This is a genomic window from Winslowiella toletana, from assembly GCF_017875465.1.
GTDB lineage: Bacteria > Pseudomonadota > Gammaproteobacteria > Enterobacterales > Enterobacteriaceae > Erwinia > Erwinia toletana.
Window position 1 is genome coordinate 2,608,834 of sequence record NZ_JAGGMQ010000001.1, and the last position, 18,210, is coordinate 2,627,043.

Genomic DNA, 18,210 nt, shown 5'->3' on the forward strand with positions numbered 1-18,210 from the left:
AATCATGAGCCGAACGATAATGAACAAAACGATATGCCAGCTGGCGATGGCGCTGGCGTTAGCGAGCCTGGTTGGTTGCGGTTTAAAAGGCCCGCTCTACTTTCCGCCGAAGGATCAGCCGCAGCAGGAACAGCAACCTGCGCAGCAGACGACGCAGGATTCCACCACAACCCAGCAGGATGGCAGCGTGCAGGATCAGACGCCTGACCAGCCGGGTATGTAACTGACTGAGTAATCTATGGCGAATCCGGCGGAGCAGAAAATGCAGTTCTCCAAAATGCACGGCCTTGGCAACGACTTTATGGTCGTTGATGCCGTGACGCAAAACGTCTATTTTTCACCAGAGCTGATTCGCCGTCTGGCGGATCGTCATCTGGGGATCGGCTTTGATCAACTGCTGATCGTTGAACCGCCGTACGATCCCGATCTTGATTTCCACTACCGCATTTTCAACGCAGACGGCAGCGAAGTCGCCCAGTGTGGCAACGGCGCGCGCTGTTTTGCCCGCTTTGTGCGCCTGAAAGGCTTAACCAATAAGAATGATATCAATGTCAGCACCCAGACCGGGCGCATGGTATTGAGCGTCACCAGTGACGATCTGGTGCGCGTGAATATGGGTGAGCCAAATTTCGAGCCGCAGCAGGTGCCGTTCCGCGCCAATAAAGCGGAAAATCTCTATCTGATGCGGGTCGCTGAACAGACGGTGATGTGTGGCGTGGTGTCGATGGGCAATCCGCACTGCGTGATTCAGGTCGACAATGTAAAAACCGCCGCGGTCGAAAGTCTTGGCCCGGTGCTGGAGAGCCATGAGCGCTTCCCGGAACGCGTCAACGTCGGCTTTATGGAAGTGGTGAATCGCGAACATATCCGTCTGCGCGTCTATGAACGTGGCGCCGGCGAAACGCAAGCCTGCGGCAGCGGCGCCTGCGCTGCCGTCGCCGTTGGTATTCAGCAAGCTAAGCTCGCGGAGAAAGTCCGCGTCGATCTCCCGGGCGGTACGCTGCATATCGCCTGGAAAGGGCCGGGTCATCCGCTGTTTATGACCGGACCGGCCACCCACGTTTACGACGGGTTTATTCATTTATGAAAAATGTCGGCGAACAGACGGCCAGCGAAGTGATGCTGGACGATCAGGCGGTGAGTGACTACCTGCGGCAAAATCCGGATTTCTTTATCCGCAATGCGCGTCAGGTTGAGCAGATGGTGATACCCCATCCGGTACGCGGCACGGTGTCGCTGGTGGAGTGGCATCTGGCGCGTCAGCGCAACCATATCGCCCAGCTGGAAGAAGAGATCACCTTGCTGATGGAGCAGGCCACGGCCAATCATCAACTGTTTGACCGTCTGTTAGCGTTGCAAAGCCATCTGGCGGCGGCGCCGACGTTGCACGATATGCTGAACCGTCTGCATCGCTGGGCGCGTGAACTGGGGCTGGCGGGCGCCAACCTGCGCCTGTTCAGCGATAAGTGGCATATTGGCGCGCCGTCGGACTTCACTCAGCTGGCGCTTTCTCCGCAGGCGTTTGAATCGGTGCGCATTCAGCGCATGGGTAATCAGCAACACTACCTCGGCAGCCTTAACGGCCCGGAGTTACTGCTGCTGTTGCCGCAGGCGAAAGCGATCGGATCCGTTGCCATGTCGCTGATGGGCGATCGCGGCGATCTTGGTGTGCTGATATTTAGCAGCCGTGATACCCAGCACTATCAGTCTGGTATGGGGACGCTGTTACTGCAGCATCTGGCGCTGATGATGCCGGATCTGCTGTCGCGCTGGATTGAACGGGCATGAGCAGCGAGTCGCCTCTGCAGCCAGCCGTAGAGGGTTTCCTGCGTTATCTGAAAGTGGAGCGGCAGCTGAGTCTGCTGACGCAAAAAAGTTACAGCCATCAGCTTGGCGTACTGGTGACGCTGGCGGATGAGATGAAAATCAGCGACTGGGCAAAGCTGGATGCGGCTCAGGTTCGTTCGCTGGCGGCGCGCAGCCGTCGTGCCGGGCTGCAACCTGCCAGCCTGGCGCTGCGCCTCTCTGCACTGCGCAGCTTTCTTGACTGGCTGGTCGGCCAGGGACAATTAAAAGCCAATCCGGCGAAAGGCATTGCCACGCCGCGTGCGCCGCGCCATCTGCCGAAAAATATTGATGTTGACGAAATGAATCAGCTGCTGGAGATCGATCTCAACGATCCGCTGGCGGTACGCGATCGGGCGATGCTGGAAATTATGTATGGCGCTGGCCTGCGTCTGGCGGAACTGGTCGGCATCGACTGCCGTCATCTTGATCTCGCCTCCGGCGAGGTGTGGGTGACCGGCAAAGGCAGCAAAGAGCGGCGGTTGCCGATTGGCGCGACCGCCGTCAGCTGGGTAGAACAGTGGATGGCGTTACGTGAATTTTTTGCTCCCGACGATGACGCGCTGTTTTTGTCCAGTCAGGGTAAACGTATCTCAATGCGCAATGTGCAGAAGCGCTTTGCCGAGTGGGGCGTGAAGCAGAGCGTTAACAGCCATATTCATCCGCATAAGCTGCGCCACTCCTTCGCCACTCATATGCTGGAGTCGAGCGGCGATCTGCGCGCGGTGCAGGAGCTGCTTGGCCATGCCAACCTGTCGACGACCCAAATCTACACCCACTTAGACTTCCAACATCTTGCATCGGTTTACGATGCAGCACATCCCCGTGCGAAACGAGGAAAATCCTGATGCACTTTTACCGCCCCCTGCGACCGATTAAAGCGATTACCTTTGATCTCGATGACACCCTGTATGACAACTCCGAAGTGATTCGTCGCACGACGAAAGAGTCCCATGCGTTTTTGCAAGGCTACCATCCGGCGCTGGCTGATTTCACACCTCAGCAGTACCAGGTGCTGCGCGATAAGTTGTTGCAGCAGGAGCCAGAAATTTATCATGATGTGTCGGAATGGCGGCGTCGTGCGGTGGCTGAGGCGATGTTGAGTATTGGTCTGCCAGCGGCGGAAGCGGAAAAAGGTTCACGTGCGGTGATGGCGAATTTTGCCCACTGGCGCAGCCAGATAGAGGTGCCGCAAGAGACACACCAGACACTGGCGGCGCTGGCGCAACGCGTGCCGCTGGTGGCGATTACCAACGGCAACGCCGAGCCGCATCTGTGCGGCCTTGATAGCTACTTCAAATTTATTCTGCGCGCCGGTCCGCACGGGCGCGCTAAGCCCTATGATGATATGTACCAGCTGGCGGCGCAAAAGCTTGATCTGCCACTGGAAAATATTCTGCATGTGGGTGACGATCTGACCACCGACGTGGCCGGTTCAGTGCGCTGTGGTATGCAGGCGTGCTGGATCAATCTGCGTGGCGGCAACCTGATGCATATCGGCGACAGCCGCCTGTTACCGCACCTTGAAATTTCGCAGTTGGCATCGCTGACCGCGCTGGTATAATAACTGTTAATATATCCAGTAAAACGCCGCCGGCGTTTTCCCTGCCTGAATGGTGCTTATGGACGTTTCTGACCTGCTCAACAGTTTGAATGACAAACAACGCGAAGCCGTGGCGGCGCCACGCAGCAATTTGCTGGTGCTGGCGGGCGCGGGCAGCGGCAAAACGCGCGTGCTGGTACACCGTATCGCCTGGCTGCTGACGGTGGAGAACTGCTCGCCATATTCGGTGATGGCGGTAACCTTTACCAATAAAGCCGCAGCGGAGATGCGTCATCGTATCGAACAGCTGATTGGCACCAGTCAGGGCGGGATGTGGATCGGGACTTTCCATGGTCTGGCCCATCGCCTGCTGCGCGCACACCATCTTGACGCCGCGCTGCCGCAGGATTTTCAGATCCTTGATAGCGAAGATCAGCTGCGGCTGTTAAAGCGCCTGATCAAAGCAATGAATCTGGATGATAAGCAGTGGCCGGCGCGGCAGGCGATGTGGTACATCAACGGCAAAAAAGATGAAGGTTTGCGGCCAAAGCATATAGAAAGCTACGGCAACCCGATTGAGCAGACCTGGCTGCGCGTCTATCAGGCATATCAGGAAGCCTGTGACCGCGCCGGGCTGGTGGATTTTGCCGAACTACTGCTGCGTGCGCATGAACTGTGGCTGAACAAACCGCATATCCTCAATCACTATCGCGAACGCTTTACCAATATTCTGGTGGATGAGTTTCAGGATACCAACAATATCCAGTACGCCTGGATCCGTATGCTGGCCGGTGACAGCGGGCGGGTGATTATTGTGGGTGATGATGACCAGTCGATTTACGGCTGGCGCGGCGCGCAGGTCGAGAATATTCAGCGCTTCCTGAAGGATTTTTCCGGCGCGGAAACCATTCGTCTGGAGCAGAACTACCGTTCAACCAATAACATTCTGAAAGCGGCCAACGCCCTGATCGCCAATAATAATGGCCGTCTGGGTAAAGAGCTGTGGACCGATGGCCTTGATGGCGAACCGATCTCCCTTTACTGCGCCTTTAACGAGCTGGACGAAGCGCGGTTTGTGGTTAATCGCATCAAGGTGTGGCAGGAGAATGGCGGAGCATTAAATGACTGCGCCATTCTCTATCGCAGCAACGCCCAGTCGCGCGTGCTGGAAGAAGCTCTGTTGCAGACCAGCATGCCCTACCGCATTTATGGCGGTATGCGCTTCTTCGAACGTCAGGAAATCAAAGATGCGCTGGCCTATCTGCGTCTGATGGCCAACCGCAATGACGATGCGGCCTTTGAGCGTGTGATTAATACCCCGACCCGTGGCATTGGCGATCGTACCCTTGATGTGGTGCGTCAGACCTCGCGTGATCGACAGATGACGCTCTGGCAGGCGACGCGCGCTTTGCTGCAGGAAAAAGTGCTGGCGGGTCGCGCCGCCTCGGCGCTGCAACGCTTCTGCGAACTGGTGGATTCTCTGGCGCAGGAAACCGCGGAAATGCCGCTGCATGTGCAAACCGACCGGGTAATCAAAGACTCCGGCCTGTGGATGATGTATGAGCAGGAAAAAGGCGAGAAGGGCCAGGCGCGCATCGAAAACTTAGAAGAGCTGGTCAACGCCACACGTCAGTACAGCTATCAGGATGAAGACCAGGATCTGATGCCGTTACAGGCGTTTCTCTCCCATGCGGCGCTGGAAGCGGGCGAAGGCCAGGCGGATAAGTGGCAGGATGCGGTGCAACTGATGACCATGCATGCGGCGAAAGGTCTGGAGTTTAGCCAGGTGTTTATCGTCGGCATGGAAGAGGGAATGTTCCCGAGCCAGATGTCGCTGGATGAGGGCGGCAGGCTGGAAGAGGAGCGTCGGCTGGCCTATGTTGGCGTTACGCGGGCAATGCAGAAACTGACGCTGACCTATGCGGAAACCCGTCGGCTTTATGGTAAGGAAGTGTATCACCGTCCGTCACGCTTTATTGGTGAGCTGCCGGTGGAGTGCGTCGACGAAGTGCGTCTGCGCGCCAGCGTCAGCCGCCCGGTGAATCATCAGCGTCTGGGGACGCCGGTGACCAGTAATGACAGCGGTTTTGCCCTCGGACAGCGGGTGCGCCACAGCAAGTTTGGCGAAGGCACTATCGTGAATATGGAAGGCAGCGGCGAACACAGTCGGCTGCAAGTGGCCTTTCAGGGACAGGGGATCAAATGGCTGGTGGCGGCATACGCCCGACTGGAAACGGTCTGACGCCGCGCCTGCCGAGTGGGCCGCTTGACGCCTTTTTCGTCTCAGCGTAACATGCGCCCACGATTACCCTAAGAGGACATTCGCCTTGGACACACCCAGTCGATACTGGCTCAATAACCTGTTTAGCAGGTGCAACGCCTAAGGCTATCCTCTTAAATGCTGGTAGCCTTTGTGGTTGTCAGCGACCTCGCATTTCCCGTCGCCTGAGTTAGCACTATCACTGACTGAAACGTCATCGTTTCCCGTGTTCTGGCGCAATGTCCCATTTGTTACTGCAATTGGGAGTACTGCTATGCTGAGCGCATTTAAACTGGATCAAAACCGTTTATCCCGGCTGGAACTGGATGACGAGTCGGACTCACTGACCTCTTCGGTCTGGGTGGATCTCGTTGAGCCGGAAGAGAATGAACGTGAGCGTGTCCAGTCTGAATTAGGCCAGAGCCTTGCAACCCGTCCTGAACTGGAAGATATCGAAGCGTCAGCGCGTTTCTTCGAAGATGAAGACGGTCTGCACATTCACTCCTTCTTCTTCTATGAAGATGCGGACGATCATGCCGGTAACTCCACCGTGGCGTTTACCATCCGTGAAGGACGTCTCTATACCCTTCGCGAGCGTGAACTGCCGGCATTCCGCCTCTACCGTATGCGTGCGCGCAATCAGGTGCTAATCGACGGTAACGCCTTTGAACTGCTGCTGGATCTGTTTGAAACCAAAATCGAACAGCTGGCGGATGAGATTGAAAACGTCTACAGCGATCTGGAAAAGCTGAGCCGGGTGATTATGGAAGGACAGCAGGGTGATGAATTTGACCGCGCGCTGTCGACGCTGGCGGAACTGGAAGATATCGGCTGGAAAGTGCGTCTGTGCCTGATGGATACTCAGCGTGCGCTGAACTTCCTCGTGCGTAAAGCGCGTCTGCCAAATACGCAGCTGGAGCAGGCGCGGGAAATCCTGCGCGATATCGAGTCACTGTTGCCACACAACGAATCGCTGTTCCAGAAGGTGAACTTCCTGATGCAGGCGGCGATGGGCTTTATCAATATCGAGCAGAACCGCATTATCAAAATCTTCTCGGTGGTCTCGGTAGTGTTCCTGCCGCCAACGCTGGTCGCTTCCAGTTACGGGATGAACTTCGAGTTTATGCCGGAGTTAAAATGGAGCTTCGGTTATCCCGCTGCCATCACCCTGATGATCCTCGCTGGTCTCGCGCCTTACGCCTATTTTAAACGTAAAAACTGGCTGTAAGCGCAGATTCACTCCCCCTTATTCTGGGGGAGCTACCATCCTGCCAGTTGGTGCTGGCGCATCTTGCAACATCCGCGTAAGTTATAACCTGCTCTTTTCCCAATATAAGTTTGCTTAATATGGAACGGCTGTCACTCAGGCTGCAATGGTTTATCCTGCTCAGCGTCTCACTGCTGTTGGGTTTTTTGCTGCAATATTTCCATGTTCCCGCCGCGCTGTTACTGGGGCCGATGATTGTCGGCGTAGTGATGGGACTGTCCGGCGCGACCTTACGCATCGATAAGCGGCTGTTTATTCTGGCGCAGGCGATCCTCGGCTGTATGATTGCGCAAAGCCTTTCACCTTCGATTCTTACCCCATTAATTGCTGACTGGCCGGTGGTGCTGGCCGTGCTGGTACTGACGCTGGCCGCCAGCGGGCTATCGGGTTTTCTGCTGGTGCGTTTTAGCGATCTGCCCGGCGCTACCGGCGCCTGGGGATCGTCGCCTGGTGGCGCTTCAGCGATGGTGGCGATGGCCGGTGAATATGGCGCCGATGCGCGGCTGGTGGCGTTTATGCAGTATCTGCGCGTGCTGTTTGTCGCCACGGCGGCGGCGGTAGTGGCGCGTATCGGGCTGGGCGACAGCGCGCAAAGCGCCGCGCCGCAACTGTGGTTTCCGCCGCTGGATCTGCGTTTTGCCGCCACGCTGGCGGTGGCCTTTGGCGGCGCCTGGCTGGGCCAGAAATTTCGCATTCCCTCTGGCGCGCTGCTGTTGCCAGCGCTGTTTGGCGCTGTACTGCATGCCAGCGGCACGCTGTCGTTGCAGGTGCCGGAATGGCTGCTGGCGCTGGCCTACGCACTGATTGGCTGGAGTGTAGGTTTGCGGTTCACTAAACCGATCTTCCGGCTGGCGCTGCGCACCCTGCCACAAATGATATTGTCGATTATGGGGCTGATGCTGTTATGTGGCGGTATGGCGTGGATGCTGACGCGACTGCTGCATGTCGATCTGCTGACCGCTTATCTGGCAACCAGCCCGGGCGGGCTGGATACGGTGGCGATTATCGCCGCGGGCAGCCAGGTGGATATCGCTTTTGTGATGGCGCTACAGACCTTACGGTTGTTCACTATTCTGCTTACCGGCCCGGCGATGGCGCGCTTTATTTCACGTTATGCACGCTAAAACCTTTCGGGCGGCGAGAACGCCGCCCCTACATAAACCTGCCGATTCTTTGTAGGGGCGGCGTTCTCGCCGCCGGTGTTGCAGATATACATCGAACGTATTAGCCAATCAGGTACGTCGCGGTGGCGCTGGCAATATACACTCCGGCGTCGTTATGCAGCTCCACGCGTGCTACCGCGACCTTATTGCCGCCACGCAGCAGGCTGCTGCTGGCGGTAAAGCGCTCGCCGCGTCCCGGGCGCAGATAGTCAACGCGCAGATCGATAGTGCCCATCCGTGACAGCCGCTGACGCAGCTCCTCTTCATTGATGCTTTCCTGGCGGGTCAGCGTATTGCTGACGCAGACCAGTCCGGCGGCAACGTCCAGCACTGAAGCAATCACGCCGCCATGCAAAATTTTCTGCGCGGCATTACCGACCAGCATCGACTGATTAGCAAAACTTAACTCGGCGTAGTCTGGCTCCAGACGATCGAGCGTCAGGCCAAGGGCGCGGTTAAACGGCATATCATAGACAAAAATCTCACCAATCAGACGGCGCGCAGCGTCCTGAGTTAATAAAGTACCCGACATGTAATGACTTCCTGAAGGCAATTATGGCGTACAAAATGTTAATATTTTGGTTATCTTATGCTTCTGTCGGGCTGCTTTCCAGTTTCCGCAATCAGCGCTAATGTTGGGCGGTTTTTGTGTGTAGAATGGCGTGCTTTTTACTCATCTATCTTGCAGCGCTTGCTTTATTGGAGAACACTATGCGTATGCTTCGAGGACTGCTGGCAGCGGTTATATTATTACCCGCTTTCGCATCGGCGCAGGAAGCGACCATTAAAGATGTTCATGATGCACCAGCCGTGCGTGGCAGTATTATCGCTAATTTGCTGGAAAAGCATGACAATCCTTTTGTGCTTTATCCTTATGAAAACAACTATTTACTATATACGTACACCAGCAATCTGAACACCGAAGCGATTGAATCATACGACTGGGCCGATAAAGCCAAAAAAGATGAAGTAAAATTCCAGCTCAGCCTGGCTTTTCCGCTGTGGCGCGGTATCTTTGGCGATAACTCGTTGCTGGCAGCTTCTTATACCCAGCGTTCATGGTGGCAGCTTTCCAACCGTGGCGCCTCATCGCCTTTCCGTGAAACCGACTACGAGCCGCAGATTTTCCTTGGCTGGGCCACCGATTACAATCTGGCGGGCTGGACGTTGCGCGATGTTGAGTTCGGCCTGAACCATCAGTCGAACGGGCGTTCCGATCCCACTTCACGCAGCTGGAACCGTGTTTATGCGCGTCTGATGGCGCAGAACGGCAACTTTATGGCGGAAGTGAAGCCGTGGTATCGTCTGCCGGAAAGCGACAGCAATGATGACAACCCGGATATCACCAAATATATGGGCTATTACCGCCTGAAGCTGGGCTATCTGGTGGGCGACAGCATTTTCAGCGTGCAGGGCAATTACAACTGGAACAGTGGCTACGGCGGCGCAGAGCTGGGCTGGAGCTATCCAGTCAGCGAGCACGTGCGCTTCTATACTCAGGTGTTTAGCGGCTACGGCGAATCGTTAATCGATTATAACCATCACCAGACGCGCATTGGTGTCGGTGTTACGCTGAACGACCTGTTCTGATGTGCCGGGTCAGGCAACGGTCTGGCCCGCCATCAACGATAAATCATGTCATAACAAGCTAAACGGGGAAGATGTGTCTACGGCTGCAGTAATCAACGATCACGATGAAACGCTGGCGGCGAAGGTATTACAGGATACTTTCGGTTATCAGCAGTTTCGTCCCGGCCAGCAAACCATCATTCAGGCGTCGCTCGACGGGCGTGACTGTCTGGTCGTGATGCCTACCGGTGGCGGCAAATCACTCTGCTATCAGATCCCGGCGCTGGTGCGCGAGGGGCTGACGCTGGTGGTTTCACCTTTGATCTCGCTGATGAAAGACCAGGTCGATCAGCTGCTGGCCAATGGCGTCGCAGCGGCTTGTCTGAATTCAACGCAAAACCGTGAACAGCAACAGGAAGTGATGGCCGGATGCCGTAGCGGGCGTATTCGTCTGCTGTACATCGCGCCCGAGCGTCTGATGATGGACAACTTCCTCGACAGTCTGACCCACTGGAATCCGGCGATGCTGGCGGTCGATGAGGCGCACTGTATTTCGCAGTGGGGTCACGACTTCCGTCCGGAGTATGGCGCGCTCGGCCAGTTACGACAGCGTTTCCCGACCCTGCCGGTAATGGCGCTAACCGCCACCGCCGATGAAACCACGCGCAATGATATTGCGCGCCTGCTACAGCTCAACGATCCGCTGATTCAGATCAGCAGTTTTGACCGCCCCAATATTCGCTACACGCTGGTGGATAAGTTTAAACCCACCGACCAGCTGATGCGCTATGTGCAGGACCAGCGCGGCAAATGCGGCATTATTTACTGTAACAGCCGGGCGAAAGTTGAAGATACCGCCGCGCGTCTGCAAAGCCGTGGTATCAGCGTCGGTGCTTATCACGCCGGCATGGACAATGTGCATCGCGCGCAGGTGCAGGAAGCCTTTCAGCGTGACGATTTGCAAATTGTGGTCGCCACCGTGGCGTTCGGGATGGGTATTAACAAGCCGAATGTCCGCTTTGTGGTGCACTTCGATATTCCGCGCAATATCGAATCCTACTATCAGGAAACCGGTCGCGCCGGGCGTGATGGTCTGCCTGCCGAAGCCCTGATGTTTTACGATCCGGCCGATATGGCGTGGCTGCGTCGCTGCCTGGAAGAGAAAGCGCCGGGGGCGCTGAAGGATATTGAACGCCATAAACTGAACGCGATGGGCGCCTTTGCGGAAGCGCAAACCTGTCGTCGTCTGGTGCTGCTCAACTATTTCGGCGAAGGACGCCAGCAATCCTGTGGCAACTGCGATATCTGTCTTGATCCGCCACGCCGCTATGATGGTCTGGTCGAAGCGCAGAAAGCGCTGTCGAGCATTTACCGCGTGGGCCAGCGCTTTGGTATGGGCTATGTCGTCGAAGTGCTGCGCGGCGCGAATAACCAGCGTATTCGCGAGTTCCAGCACGATAAATTACCGGTTTACGGTATTGGCCGTGAGCAGACCACTGAACACTGGGTCAGCGTATTGCGTCAGCTGATTCATCTGGGGCTGGTGACGCAAAATATTGCTATGCACTCGGCGCTACAGCTGACCGAAGCGGCGCGCCCGATTCTGCGCGGTGAAGAGCCGCTGATGCTGGCGGTGCCACGTCTGGTGACGATCAAAAGCAAAAATAGCAGCCAGAAATCCTATGGCGGCAATTATGACCGCAAGCTGTTCGCTAAACTGCGTAAGCTGCGTAAAGCGATTGCCGATGAAGAGAATATTCCGCCGTACGTGGTCTTTAACGACGCGACCCTGATCGAAATGGCTGAACAGATGCCGCTTACCGCCTCTGAAATGCTCAGTGTTAACGGCGTTGGCCAGCGTAAGCTGGAGCGCTTTGGCAAGCCGTTTATGGTGATGATCAGAGAACATGTCGATGGCGATGATGAATAAGCCGGGCTGCTGTGGTCTCTTGATATTTTTGAGCAATTTGCTAATTTAAAAACGTGATCGGAAGACGCATGGAAAAACGCCGATGCCATGCAGACTGCCGTCAGGCAGACCGATGAGGGGAATCTCAGGTATATGATTCATTCACATTAAATTGTGGAGAGTGGCCTGCGGTGGCGTACCTCCTTTCGATTACATGCCATCACTTTGTGATGGCGCGAACTTTAGCCTCGGATGCGTGATACGCTGTAACCGGGGCTAAGCTGTTTTCAGAGACCTGAATAATTGCCATGCCATAATATTTTCCCTTGCCAATGCGTATTGCTTCGCTGGCGTTGAGTACAATTCCTTGCTGCATCCTCCCCTTGTTTAACGCAACCTGGCTGCGTGCGCTATATGACAATGAAATGATTTTAGCCACATCCTGCCAGCTAAGCCGATCCTTCGCACGTGAACTCAGTATATGGCTGATATGGCGAGGGTAAACCGTAATGCCCGGACAGCGCTGACGAGGCCAGTTATGCTTTTGGCAGAGGCTATTTAGCTGATTGAATTGTTTCTTAGTTATAAGACAGGTAAACAAGGGGGCATTCCATTGTTCAGCAGGCAGTTGATGTCCAGCACTGATGATGTCGCTAATCCATTGGGTGAAATCTGTGATTGCATCACGCAGTCCGTCATCGCCGATCATGCTCGCTCCCTGTATGCTTTCCGGCACTTCCTGTGCCTGTCACTATTTTCGCATAATCCGCCACAGAGAGCCTACTGCCTTCGTCCGGGCAGATGTTATGCTAAACCGGAAATAATCGATCTCTTCAGGATGGAACCTCAATGTTGATACTGTTTCTTACCGTTGCGTCGGTGCATCTTATTGCGCTGATGAGTCCGGGGCCGGACTTCTTCTTTGTGTCACAAACTGCCGCCAGCCGCTCGCGCAAAGAGGCGATGCTGGGGGTGCTGGGCATTTCGCTGGGGATTGTGTTGTGGGCAGGAGTCGCGCTGATGGGCCTGCATCTGATTCTGCAGAAAATGGCCTGGCTGCATCAGATTATTATGGTTGGCGGTGGGCTTTATCTGCTGTGGATGGGCTGGCAGCTGCTGCGTTCTGCCCGTCAGCGACACCAGCAACCGGTGCAGACGGAAACGCCGATGGAGTTATCACGCCATGGCCGCAGCTTCTTAAAAGGTTTTCTCACCAATCTGTCGAATCCCAAAGCCGTTATCTACTTTGGTAGCGTATTCTCACTGTTTGTTGGCGATGACGTCGGCGCTGCTGAGCGCTGGGGGCTGTTTATCCTGATTATTCTTGAGACATTCTGCTGGTTCAGCCTGGTGGCCTGTGTCTTTGCGCTTCCGGCGGTGCGCCGTGGATATCAGCGTCTGGCGAAATGGATTGATGGTACGGCGGGCGTGTTATTTGCCGGATTTGGCATTCATTTAATTCTATCGCGTTGATTTAGCGCACGGGCGGCGTTCTCGCCGCCCGTGCCGAAGGCTTATGCCACTCTGCGCGCTGTCGCCAGCAGTGCGCCAATCGCCATAAACATCCCGCCAAAAATACGGTTCAGCAATTTCATCTGACGTGGCCCCTTAATCCACCCGGCAATACGGGTCGCTAAGGTGGCGTAGCCAATCATCACAATAATATCGACCGCCACCGTGGTGACGCCCAGCACCAGATACTGCAACGCCTGCGGCTGATGCGGGATAATAAATTGTGGAAACAGGGCGGCGAGAAACACAATGCTCTTCGGGTTGGTCAGATTCACCAGCACCGCGCGTTTAAACAGGCGGCGACGTGGCATCGCCTGCGCCACCGCACTCAGATCGATGGCGCCAGCGGAACGCCACTGCTGAATACCCAGCCAGATCAGATAAGCCGCCCCGGCCCATTTCAGAATTTCGAATGCCAGCAGCGACTGGGAAAACAGCGCGCCAAGACCAATGCCGACCAGCAAAATATGCAATGAAAGCCCGACCTGTAAACCGGAAATTGACGCCACCGCACCGCGATAGCCATGGCTGATGCCGGTACTCATGGTATTAATCGCCCCTGAACCTGGCGACAGACTGAGGATGCTGGTGGTTAAAAGATAAGTCAGCCACCATTCGATGGTCATGGGTAAAACTCCCTGAATACGCAGAATTATGACACAATACGACATTGTGGAACGATCTGCTATGGCCCGCACGACTGGTTATGGCATCGACAATTTTTTGCGGAATTCTTGCCGATGACAAAGCATAAAAATGGCTGGCCAACCCGTGAAAAGGCGTTCGCCGCATTCGCCACCGGACCGCTGCTGGATTTCTGGCATCGCCGCGAGGAGCGCGAGTTTGAGGGGGTCGAGAACGTCCCTATTCGCTATGTGCGCTTTACGTCACCCCAGCACGATAAAGTGATCCTGCTGGTGCCGGGGCGTATCGAGAGTTACGTAAAATATCCCGAACTGGCTTACGATCTGTTCCACTGCGGCTATGACGTGATCATTATCGATCACCGTGGGCAGGGGCGATCCGGCCGCCTGTTGCAGGATTCCCACCGTGGACATGTGGCGGCGTTCAGCCACTACGTTGATGATTTAGAAGCGTTGTGGCAGCGGGAAATTGCTGACAGTGAGTATCGTCATCGCTATGCGCTGGCGCATTCGATGGGCGGCGCGATTTTGTCGCTGCTGCTGGCGCGTCATGCGCAGGCGTTTGATGCTGCGGTACTGGCTTCACCAATGTTTGGCATCTATTTACCGATGCCCGCCTGGATGGCGAACCGTATTCTTAACTGGGCCGAGAAGCGCCCGGCCATTCGCGAAGGCTATGCGCTGGGCACCGGCAAGTGGCGCGCCCGCCCGTTCAGCATTAATACGCTGACCCACAGCCGCGAGCGCTATCGCCGTAATCTGCGTTTCTATGCCGACGATCCCGGCCTGCGTGTCGGAGGCCCGACCTATCACTGGGTACGCGAAGGGGTACTGGCCGGGCAGAATATTTTAACCAAAGTCGCCGATATCCATACGCCGATTTTGCTGCTGCAAGCGGCAGACGATAAAATCGTCGATAATCGCTGTCAGGATCTGTTCTGTAAGGCAATGAATGCCGCAGGTCATCCCTGTGAAGGGGGCAAACCTCGGGTTATCGCTGGCGCGCGTCATGAGATCTTATTTGAAAGAGACGATATGCGTGCCGAAGCCTTAGATGCCATCGTGGAGTTTTTCGCACGGCACAGTTAGCAACATGACTCAGATTTCTCCCGGGCACGCCCGGTTACTTTTTCTAACCAGAGGTTTGAAAGCATTATGTATTACGTTGTCGCATCCGATCTCGATGGCACGCTGTTGTCGCCCGATCACAGACTGACGCCTTACACCAAAGAGACACTGAAGTTATTAACCGAGCGCGGCGTTCACTTCGTTTTTGCTACCGGACGTCACCATATCGACGTCTCCCAGATGCGCGATAATCTGGAAATCGATGCTTATATGATCACCTCAAACGGCGCGCGCGTACACAATACTGCCGGTGAGCTGGTGTTCAGCCATAATCTTGATGCTGATATCGCCAGCGATCTGTTCGCGATCAAATATAACGATCAGGATATTCTTACTAACGTCTATCGCGACGATGAGTGGTTTCTCAATCGCCACCGTCCGGAAGAGAAGCGTTTTTTCCGCGAGTCGATCTTTAACTACCAGCTGTTTGAACCGGGCATGCTCGACACCGATGGCGTCAGCAAGGTGTTCTTCACCTGCGATGATCCCGATGTGTTGTTGCCGCTGGAGCAGGCGATTCTGGCGCGCTGGGGCGACCGGGTGAATGTCAGCTTCTCCTTCCCGACCTGCCTGGAAGTGATGGCGGGTGGCGTTTCGAAAGGACATGCGCTGGAAGCGGTGTCGAAAACCCTCGGTTACTCGCTGAAAGAGTGCATCTCATTTGGTGACGGCCTGAATGATAAAGAGATGCTGATGATGGCGGGTAAAGGTTGCATTATGCGCAATGCGCATCAGCGTCTGAAAGATCTGCTGCCGGAGCTGGAAGTGATTGGCAGCAATGCTGACGATGCCGTGCCGCACTATTTACGTAAGCTGTTACTGGCTTAGCGATGGCGGATGGCCAGCAGTGCTGGCCATCGCTGTTTATGATGTCTGATTTAGCTGCTGCTTATGTTTGTTCTCGCTCAGCATGGTCATAATCAGCAGGATTACCGCCAGCACACAGCCGCCGACCATAATAATAAAGCCGCCGTTCCAGCCGAAGTAGTCAACGGTATAGCCGACAATCGCGCTGGCCGCGACCGATCCGCCAAGATAGCCAAACAGTCCGGTAAAGCCCGCCGCCGTTCCGGCTGCTTTTTTTGGTGCCAGTTCCAGCGCATGCAGACCAATCAGCATCACCGGGCCGTAAATCAGGAAGCCGATAATAATCATACAGGCCATATCCACCCCCGGATTACCCGCCGGGTTCATCCAGTAGACTATGGTGGCGATGGTGACCAGCACCATAAAGAACACTCCGGTGGCGCCGCGATTACCTTTAAACACCTTATCTGACATCCAGCCGCACAGCAGCGTGCCGGGGATCCCCGCGTACTCATACAGGAAGTAAGCCCATGAGGATTTATCCAGCGAGAAGTGCTTCACCTCTTTCAGATAGGTCGGTGACCAGTCGAGGATGCCGTAGCGCAGCAGATAGACAAACACGTTTGCCAGCGCGATATACCACAGCAGCTTGTTCGGCAACACGTACTGCATAAAGATCTGCTTCGCGGTCAGCTCCTCTTCATGCTTATCGCTGTAATCAACCGGATAGTCGTTTTTATACTCCTCAATCGGCGGCAGACCGCAGGATTGCGGGGTATCACGCATCAGCGCGAAGGCGATAAACGCGATGATAATCGCGCCAAAGGCTGGCATATACAGCGCCGCTTTCCAGTCGTTAAACCACGCCATACCCAGCAAAAACAGCAGAGGGGGAATACCGCCGCCGACATTATGTGCGCAGTTCCATACTGAAACGATGCCGCCGCGCTCTTTCTGCGACCACCAGTGCACCATGGTGCGCCCGCAGGGCGGCCAGCCCATGCCCTGAAACCAGCCGCAGACAAACAGCAGCACAAACATAATCATAATGCTGGAGGTGGCCCAGGGGACGAAGCCCATAATCAGCATCACCACCGCCGCCAGAATCAAACCCGCAGGCAGAAACACGCGCGGATTCGAGCGATCCGAAACCGAACCCATAATAAATTTAGAAAATCCGTAGGCGATTGAGATACCTGACAGCGCAAAGCCGAGATCGCCGCGCGAGAAGCCCTGTTCAACCAGATAAGGCATCGCCAGTGCAAAGTTTTTGCGCACCAGGTAGTAAGCGGCGTAACCGAAAAAGATGCCGAAGAAAATTTGCCAGCGCAGACGGCGGTAGAGTGGGTCGACGCGTTCATCTGCCACGCGTGCCTGGTGTGATGCAGGTTTAAAAATACTCAACATAAAAAAACTCCGATGGTCGTTTTCGCCGCTTGAAATGTTCCATTTCGCGCAAAGAATAGGAGCAAAATCGATTTCGGACTGTGAGTAACCACGCAAATGTTTCAGTTTTATTACATTTTTGTGTCAATGATAACTATATGGGTTTCGATTTAGGGTTTCCATCGTTTTTTATTTGCTCAGTTGTCAACCAGGAACTTGCTGCCAGCTGACAGCAATCGGTTACACTAGTCGCTCCTTTTTCTGACGAGTGCTTACTGTGGCGTTACTGATTATCACCACCATTCTCTGGGCGTTTTCATTTAGTCTGATCGGCGAGTATCTGGCAGGGCAGGTCGATAGCTGGTTTTCGGTGCTGATGCGCGTCGGGCTGGCAGCGCTGGTGTTTTTGCCATTTCTGCGCTGGCGTGGCTATAAACTGTCGACGCTGCTGCTGTATATGGTGGCAGGCGCAATGCAGCTGGGGATCATGTATCTGTTCAGCTTCCAGGCCTATATCTATCTCAGCGTGTCAGAGTTCCTGCTGTTTACCGTACTGACGCCGCTGTATATCACACTGATTTACGATCTGCTGAGCGGGCGCGGCATCCGTGCAGGCTATGCGCTCAGCGCACTGCTGGCGGTACTGGGTGCGGCGATTATTCGTTATGACAAAGTCAGCGACCACTTCTGGTTCGGCCTGATGCTGGTACAGCTGGCTAATATCTGTTTTGCCATTGGCATGGTGGGTTATAAACGTTTGCAGGAAGTGCGTCCGATGCCACAGCATACTGCCTTCTCCTGGTTCTATATCGGTGCGGCGATAGTGGCGGTTGTCGCCTGGAGCCTGTGGGGCAACGCGAACAAACTGCCGACCACCTCGCTGCAGTGGGGCATTCTGGTCTGGCTGGGCGTGGTGGCATCGGGGCTGGGTTATTTTATGTGGAACTATGGTGCGACCCAGGTGGATGCGGGAACGCTGGGGATTATGAACAATATGCATGTGCCGGCTGGTCTGCTGGTGAATCTGGCAATCTGGCAGCAGCAACCGCACTGGACCAGTTTTATTATCGGCGCGGCGGTGATTTGCGCCTCACTGTGGGTGCATAAGCGCTGGATTATCGGTAAGCCGGTGGGAGTGTAAGCCAGGGCCAGCGGAGCGGGTAAACCGCTCCGCTAT

19 protein-coding genes are annotated in these 18,210 nt (G+C 55.3%); 15 read left to right on the forward strand and 4 right to left on the reverse strand.

Annotated features, from left to right (window positions below; genetic code table 11):
- Window positions 1–19: 19 nt before the first annotated feature.
- The 9 genes from lptM to J2125_RS12210 all read left to right on the forward strand — a co-directional run bounded on the left by lptM (window position 20) and on the right by J2125_RS12210 (window position 8,039).
- Window positions 20–223, forward strand: a complete 204-nt coding sequence (lptM, locus tag J2125_RS12175) for an LPS translocon maturation chaperone LptM (RefSeq protein ID WP_017800656.1) — start codon at window positions 20–22, stop codon at window positions 221–223.
- Window positions 224–262: 39 nt separating this feature from the next.
- Entirely contained in the window at window positions 263–1,087 is an 825-nt protein-coding gene (gene dapF / locus J2125_RS12180; RefSeq protein ID WP_026111640.1) for a diaminopimelate epimerase, read from the forward strand.
- Complete coding sequence (locus J2125_RS12185; RefSeq protein ID WP_017800658.1) at window positions 1,084–1,788, forward strand: DUF484 domain-containing protein; 705 nt, start codon at window positions 1,084–1,086, stop codon at window positions 1,786–1,788. Before dapF ends, J2125_RS12185 begins: the two co-directional genes overlap by 4 nt.
- The gene (gene xerC, locus J2125_RS12190; protein ID WP_017800659.1) at window positions 1,785–2,693 is read left to right on the forward strand and encodes a tyrosine recombinase XerC; all 909 of its coding nucleotides are present in this window, start codon (window positions 1,785–1,787) and stop codon (window positions 2,691–2,693) included. The genes J2125_RS12185 and xerC overlap by 4 nt, the downstream gene beginning before the upstream one ends.
- A complete protein-coding gene (gene yigB, locus J2125_RS12195) occupies window positions 2,693–3,409 on the forward strand; it encodes a 5-amino-6-(5-phospho-D-ribitylamino)uracil phosphatase YigB (protein ID WP_017800660.1) in 717 nt (238 codons plus the stop codon). Before xerC ends, yigB begins: the two co-directional genes overlap by 1 nt.
- Window positions 3,410–3,467: 58 nt before the next feature.
- Window positions 3,468–5,630 (forward strand): DNA helicase II, encoded by a 2,163-nt coding sequence (gene uvrD / locus J2125_RS12200; RefSeq protein ID WP_017800661.1) that lies wholly within the window; start codon window positions 3,468–3,470, stop codon window positions 5,628–5,630.
- 85 nt (window positions 5,631–5,715) lie between these two features.
- A complete protein-coding gene (gene ysgD, locus J2125_RS25280) occupies window positions 5,716–5,772 on the forward strand; it encodes a YsgD/CorL family protein (RefSeq protein ID WP_407704357.1) in 57 nt (18 codons plus the stop codon).
- Between the two features lie 150 nt (window positions 5,773–5,922).
- On the forward strand, window positions 5,923–6,876 hold the full coding sequence (gene corA / locus J2125_RS12205; RefSeq protein WP_017800662.1) for a magnesium/cobalt transporter CorA: 954 nt from the start codon (window positions 5,923–5,925) through the stop codon (window positions 6,874–6,876).
- A 119-nt stretch (window positions 6,877–6,995) separates the two neighbouring features.
- Complete coding sequence (locus J2125_RS12210; protein ID WP_017800663.1) at window positions 6,996–8,039, forward strand: AbrB family transcriptional regulator; 1,044 nt, start codon at window positions 6,996–6,998, stop codon at window positions 8,037–8,039.
- 100 nt (window positions 8,040–8,139) lie between these two features.
- Here the strand turns inward: J2125_RS12210 and J2125_RS12215 are convergent, their stop codons facing one another.
- Window positions 8,140–8,610, reverse strand: a complete 471-nt coding sequence (locus tag J2125_RS12215; protein WP_017800664.1) for a thioesterase family protein — start codon at window positions 8,608–8,610, stop codon at window positions 8,140–8,142.
- Between the two features lie 179 nt (window positions 8,611–8,789).
- On the opposite strand from J2125_RS12215, the gene pldA reads away from it, so the two are divergent.
- Both pldA and recQ read left to right on the forward strand, forming a co-directional pair.
- Complete coding sequence (gene pldA, locus J2125_RS12220; RefSeq protein ID WP_017800665.1) at window positions 8,790–9,668, forward strand: phospholipase A; 879 nt, start codon at window positions 8,790–8,792, stop codon at window positions 9,666–9,668.
- A 73-nt stretch (window positions 9,669–9,741) separates the two neighbouring features.
- Complete coding sequence (gene recQ / locus J2125_RS12225; RefSeq protein WP_017800666.1) at window positions 9,742–11,577, forward strand: ATP-dependent DNA helicase RecQ; 1,836 nt, start codon at window positions 9,742–9,744, stop codon at window positions 11,575–11,577.
- 199 nt (window positions 11,578–11,776) lie between these two features.
- On the opposite strand, the gene J2125_RS12230 is transcribed toward recQ, so the two are convergent.
- The gene (locus J2125_RS12230) at window positions 11,777–12,265 is read right to left on the reverse strand and encodes a hypothetical protein (RefSeq protein WP_017800667.1); all 489 of its coding nucleotides are present in this window, start codon (window positions 12,263–12,265) and stop codon (window positions 11,777–11,779) included.
- Between the two features lie 140 nt (window positions 12,266–12,405).
- Between J2125_RS12230 and rhtC the strand changes: the two genes are divergently transcribed.
- A complete protein-coding gene (gene rhtC / locus J2125_RS12235) occupies window positions 12,406–13,029 on the forward strand; it encodes a threonine export protein RhtC (protein ID WP_017800668.1) in 624 nt (207 codons plus the stop codon).
- A 41-nt stretch (window positions 13,030–13,070) separates the two neighbouring features.
- Here the strand turns inward: rhtC and rhtB are convergent, their stop codons facing one another.
- Window positions 13,071–13,694 carry a homoserine/homoserine lactone efflux protein gene (gene rhtB / locus J2125_RS12240; protein ID WP_017800669.1) on the reverse strand — a complete coding sequence of 208 codons (624 nt, stop codon included), beginning with the start codon at window positions 13,692–13,694 and terminating at the stop codon, window positions 13,071–13,073.
- Window positions 13,695–13,808: 114 nt separating this feature from the next.
- On the opposite strand from rhtB, the gene pldB reads away from it, so the two are divergent.
- Both pldB and yigL read left to right on the forward strand, forming a co-directional pair.
- Window positions 13,809–14,801 carry a lysophospholipase L2 gene (gene pldB, locus J2125_RS12245; protein WP_017800670.1) on the forward strand — a complete coding sequence of 331 codons (993 nt, stop codon included), beginning with the start codon at window positions 13,809–13,811 and terminating at the stop codon, window positions 14,799–14,801.
- A gap of 66 nt (window positions 14,802–14,867) precedes the next feature.
- A complete protein-coding gene (gene yigL / locus J2125_RS12250; protein WP_017800671.1) occupies window positions 14,868–15,668 on the forward strand; it encodes a sugar/pyridoxal phosphate phosphatase YigL in 801 nt (266 codons plus the stop codon).
- A gap of 36 nt (window positions 15,669–15,704) precedes the next feature.
- Here yigL and glpT read toward each other — a convergent pair whose 3' ends face one another.
- Window positions 15,705–17,054, reverse strand: coding sequence for a glycerol-3-phosphate transporter (gene glpT, locus J2125_RS12255; protein WP_017800672.1), 1,350 nt, complete (start codon window positions 17,052–17,054; stop codon window positions 15,705–15,707).
- A gap of 256 nt (window positions 17,055–17,310) precedes the next feature.
- Between glpT and J2125_RS12260 the strand changes: the two genes are divergently transcribed.
- Window positions 17,311–18,174 carry a carboxylate/amino acid/amine transporter gene (locus J2125_RS12260; protein WP_026111641.1) on the forward strand — a complete coding sequence of 288 codons (864 nt, stop codon included), beginning with the start codon at window positions 17,311–17,313 and terminating at the stop codon, window positions 18,172–18,174.
- The last annotated feature ends 36 nt before the right edge of the window (window positions 18,175–18,210 follow it).

Excerpts from the sequence above, each read along its gene's own strand:
- lptM (WP_017800656.1), top strand. The coding sequence starts at position 20 with ATGAACAAAACGATATGCCAGCTGGCGATGGCGCTGGCGTTAGCGAGC.
- dapF (WP_026111640.1), top strand. The coding sequence starts at position 263 with ATGCAGTTCTCCAAAATGCACGGCCTTGGCAACGACTTTATGGTCGTT.
- J2125_RS12185 (WP_017800658.1), top strand. The coding sequence starts at position 1,084 with ATGAAAAATGTCGGCGAACAGACGGCCAGCGAAGTGATGCTGGACGAT.
- xerC (WP_017800659.1), top strand. The coding sequence starts at position 1,785 with ATGAGCAGCGAGTCGCCTCTGCAGCCAGCCGTAGAGGGTTTCCTGCGT.
- yigB (WP_017800660.1), top strand. The coding sequence starts at position 2,693 with ATGCACTTTTACCGCCCCCTGCGACCGATTAAAGCGATTACCTTTGAT.
- uvrD (WP_017800661.1), top strand. The coding sequence starts at position 3,468 with ATGGACGTTTCTGACCTGCTCAACAGTTTGAATGACAAACAACGCGAA.
- corA (WP_017800662.1), top strand. The coding sequence starts at position 5,923 with ATGCTGAGCGCATTTAAACTGGATCAAAACCGTTTATCCCGGCTGGAA.
- J2125_RS12210 (WP_017800663.1), top strand. The coding sequence starts at position 6,996 with ATGGAACGGCTGTCACTCAGGCTGCAATGGTTTATCCTGCTCAGCGTC.
- J2125_RS12215 (WP_017800664.1), bottom strand. The coding sequence starts at position 8,610 with ATGTCGGGTACTTTATTAACTCAGGACGCTGCGCGCCGTCTGATTGGT.
- pldA (WP_017800665.1), top strand. The coding sequence starts at position 8,790 with ATGCGTATGCTTCGAGGACTGCTGGCAGCGGTTATATTATTACCCGCT.
- J2125_RS12230 (WP_017800667.1), bottom strand. The coding sequence starts at position 12,265 with ATGATCGGCGATGACGGACTGCGTGATGCAATCACAGATTTCACCCAA.
- rhtC (WP_017800668.1), top strand. The coding sequence starts at position 12,406 with ATGTTGATACTGTTTCTTACCGTTGCGTCGGTGCATCTTATTGCGCTG.
- rhtB (WP_017800669.1), bottom strand. The coding sequence starts at position 13,694 with ATGACCATCGAATGGTGGCTGACTTATCTTTTAACCACCAGCATCCTC.
- pldB (WP_017800670.1), top strand. The coding sequence starts at position 13,809 with ATGACAAAGCATAAAAATGGCTGGCCAACCCGTGAAAAGGCGTTCGCC.
- yigL (WP_017800671.1), top strand. The coding sequence starts at position 14,868 with ATGTATTACGTTGTCGCATCCGATCTCGATGGCACGCTGTTGTCGCCC.
- glpT (WP_017800672.1), bottom strand. The coding sequence starts at position 17,054 with ATGTTGAGTATTTTTAAACCTGCATCACACCAGGCACGCGTGGCAGAT.